At 38.3% G+C, this 3,586-nt stretch carries 5 protein-coding genes; 1 reads left to right on the plus strand and 4 read right to left on the minus strand.

What is annotated here, in order from left to right; translation table 11 throughout:
* Positions 1–155: peptide-methionine (S)-S-oxide reductase (locus AC1DVB_RS25915; protein ID WP_477591659.1), on the minus strand; the 155-nt coding region annotated here is incomplete at its 3' end.
* 234 nt (positions 156–389) lie between these two features.
* On the opposite strand from AC1DVB_RS25915, the gene AC1DVB_RS25920 reads away from it, so the two are divergent.
* The gene (locus tag AC1DVB_RS25920; RefSeq protein ID WP_477591655.1) at positions 390–1,130 is read left to right on the plus strand and encodes a DUF4397 domain-containing protein; all 741 of its coding nucleotides are present in this window, start codon (positions 390–392) and stop codon (positions 1,128–1,130) included.
* Positions 1,131–1,184: 54 nt separating this feature from the next.
* Here AC1DVB_RS25920 and AC1DVB_RS25925 read toward each other — a convergent pair whose 3' ends face one another.
* The 3 genes from AC1DVB_RS25925 to AC1DVB_RS25935 form a co-directional block, all read right to left on the minus strand.
* Positions 1,185–1,769 carry a YpmS family protein gene (locus AC1DVB_RS25925; protein WP_057277322.1) on the minus strand — a complete coding sequence of 195 codons (585 nt, stop codon included), beginning with the start codon at positions 1,767–1,769 and terminating at the stop codon, positions 1,185–1,187.
* Positions 1,766–2,608: an SGNH/GDSL hydrolase family protein gene (locus AC1DVB_RS25930; RefSeq protein WP_098185824.1), complete on the minus strand. Its 843-nt coding sequence runs from the start codon at positions 2,606–2,608 to the stop codon at positions 1,766–1,768. Before AC1DVB_RS25930 ends, AC1DVB_RS25925 begins: the two co-directional genes overlap by 4 nt.
* A gap of 278 nt (positions 2,609–2,886) precedes the next feature.
* Complete coding sequence (locus AC1DVB_RS25935; RefSeq protein WP_477591657.1) at positions 2,887–3,477, minus strand: SCO family protein; 591 nt, start codon at positions 3,475–3,477, stop codon at positions 2,887–2,889.
* Between the last annotated feature and the right edge of the window lie 109 nt (positions 3,478–3,586).

Genomic DNA, 3,586 nt, shown 5'->3' on the forward strand with positions numbered 1-3,586 from the left:
GGATATACGTTTGGATCAAAGGTGATCTGAACAGCTTCATAATGTCCCGTGGTTTCAGAACAAACCTCTTTGTACGTGGGATTTTCCGTAGTCCCGCCTGTATAGCCCGAGATAACGGATTCGATGCCGGGCTGTTCATCGAACGGTTTCACCATGCACCAGAAACATCCACCTGCGAATGTTGCTTTCTCTAATTGCTTTGTCAATGAAAATCCTCCTTTTTTACAAACCATCCATTGAATGCATTTTAACGTTTTTATATACCCCTGTAAAATAATATGCCGAGAGCCTTTTCACGAAAATGTTACCTTTCTTTTTAGAAAGGAGACACACGCCCAAGCATGATTACATATGTTAAAAACATGATGGAAAAATGAGAGGTGTTGGAAATGAGCGATAAACAATCATATCCACAAAAGTCGGAAACATATGATTTACTATCGTCTTATAAAAACAGCGATTCGGAATTTCATGATTATTATTACCATAAACATTTGAAAAGTCTCGAAAATTCAACATACAGAAATGAACAAATAACTGTCCTACTGCCTGCACAAGTCCGCTTCTTACATGCTGTCCCAACAGCTCACCCATTTGATGTTCATGTAAATGAAATGCGTATCCTCAAAAATTTCTCGTATAAAGAGTGCAATGGTTATTCACCACTGCCCCCTRGCAAGTACCAATTGGATATATACCGCAGTGGGCAAAACACCTCGCCTCTATTAAGCTGTAAAGTGGCTCTCGAAATCGGAGCTTCCTATACCATTGMTCTAGCACCTACCGTGGCTAACGAATCGTTGAAAATTTTACCTTTCGAGGATAACCCATCTGTTCCTCCAAATGAAGCAAAGGTCCGATTCATCCAGCTTTCACATGATTTACTCTCGGTGGACATTGCGGTCAAAGGCGGAGATGTCGTCTTTGATCAACTCCATTTCAGGAAAGCAAGCGAATATCTCACTATTCATCCCATGATAGTTGACTTCGAAGTGAGGAAAGCTGGAACAAAAGAAATCGCACTCCCTTTGCCAAACAAAGCATTTCAAGATAATACTTCCTCAACCATTTATATAATCGGATCGAATCAGGAATCATCCTCACTAGAAACCCTAACGCTCTCCCCATAAATGAATAAAAAACCAGGATGCATCGATCCTGGTTTTTTATCCATTTATTCACGATCACTGTAATGATGATGGGATGGTCAATAAAAATGAAATATCATCATTTTTCAGATCGAATTCTTTCGCCTTCACCCTTATATCGCTTTTCAGTTCCATATCCTGTAATGACACATAAATACTTTTATCATTGGGGCTTATGCTAACCCATTCAGGCATATTATATCGCTCATTAATCAAATTCATTACATATGAAACAGGAAGGTTCATTTTACCGACTGCAATTGATTTTTGCTTAAGAATCAAATCCCCATTCTTTTGGGCAATTGGTTCAAAAGTCAATTTCATTTCCACTTCACGGTTGAAAAATGGCATTGTTCCGTATAACTCCACCTCATCCGTTAAATACACTTCATAGTGAATGGATCCCGTTAACCCCTCTTTATCCAGATACTGGTTGATTAACCTTGTCAAATCTTCCCGATTCGTGTGAATTTGAAATTGGATATCTTCTTCGCGGCTTACTTTAGGTATTAGCTCTTTATCTTTAGTCGGCAGATTAACTAAAATCGTTACAAACAGGATGACCAGGATGTTTAAGGCTAATAGGGAAATAAACAAAGTCTTCCATTTGACATTTGTCATTCTTGGTCATCATCTCCTTTGGCACTCGCTTCCAATGTGTCCTTTCCGATAGTGGTAATATCCATATCATTATAGATTCTTGTCGCGATTAATTCATATCCGCGGTCATTTGGGTGAAAATAATCCTCGGCATAAAGCAAATCTTCTTTGGGATTCTCGAAAATGTCTGCTATTTCAATAAAATATGCTGAATCATATTCTTCAATGATCTCTTTTCCACTTTCATTCCAATCATTCATGATCATATCAAGTTCATAAAAATCTCCGAACCATTTGGAAAATGGATTGTAGACGCCTACAAGGTATATTTGCGCAGAATCATTTTCGGAACGAACCTTATCAAGTATCTGCCTTAATCTTTTTTCATACCCTATTTTTGCCGAATCAAACTGATTCAGTTCCAGATTGGAGAAATTCTGTTTAAAGACCTTCATGATATCATTTCCACCGATTGTGACGACAATCGAGTCAGCTTGCTTTATGTCCTCTTTAATCCTAGTCTTATCCAGTCTTTTCAATAGTTGGTCGGTCCTATTTCCACGTATGCCATGATTAATCATCTCAACGGAAGTAATCGATGGTTCTTTTTCCAGCTTATTTTGTAAATAAGGCAGATACCCGCCATTATCTTTACTATCACCGACACCTTGAGTCAAGGAGTCGCCAATTGACACGATTTTCACAGGGTCCGGAAAAAAGCTGGCAGGAATGGTTTCCTTTTTACTCAGCTCAACTATGCTTTTCTGCTGAACAGATGGCTGATTTGAGGCTGTTTCATTTTGACTGCAGCCTGAAATCCAAACTAGGCATATGAAAAGACAGGTGATTTTGTACCTCATGACCCTCACCTTCCTACCCATATATTATATCATGCAGAAAACGAAAAATTGCAAACAATATACCTTCATTGTACTTCCAAAATTGAGCATTCCTTACTATACAATATGAAAAACGCTGTGAATTAAAGCTAGTCCTATAAAAATTAGCATGTTACTTAGCATGTAAAATCATTCTTCACTACCGATGTTTCTTCAAAAACTTATTGCTCATTTTCACCATCGATAAAGCCCGGTAATTAAGATGGATGAAAACAGAAAGAACAGGTCATTTAACCTGTTCAATAATTCTGTAAAATTTTAATATGCTTAATGATTTCATCAAACGGAATATCCTGCAGACCTGTATAATCCATGATGATCTTTCCTTCTTGATCCATCAGAAAAAAACTGGTCCCATGAATCACCTGATCTTCCGCTTCTGGTTTTTTGACGATCGTTTTAAAGTTATCCAATGCAAACTGCTCGATTTCTTCCTGTCCATAACCGGTCAGAAAGTGCCAGTTGCYGTAATCCACATTAAATTGGTCACCAAATTTTTTTAAAACATCAGGTTTATCAATTTCCGGATCCACGGAAAATGAAACGAACTCTACATCCTTAATCCCTTCATCCTTCAATTGCTGCTGCAGCTTCGTCATATTCGAAGTCATGGGGAGACAGACCGTCTCACAGCTCGTGAATATAAAATCCGCTACCCAAACCTTTCCTTTAAGATCGCTTTTTGAGAAAGGCTTCCCCTCCTGATCGGTATAACTGAAGTCTTCAAGGTCCCAATTTTTGGCATCAGGTACACCATTGGAACCGCATGCTGTCAACAGCAATAAAATTGACGCTCCCATAGCTGCCATAAGCAATTGCAGCTTTCTCATCCCTACCCCGTCCTTTATGTATAAAATATTCTGTTACTTCATTTATTCTAACAGACCATCCGGAATGAGGACAGCAACTATTTCTACGAATTAAAGACAATTGTAAAAG

This window comes from Peribacillus sp. P4_D6, from assembly GCF_056401795.1.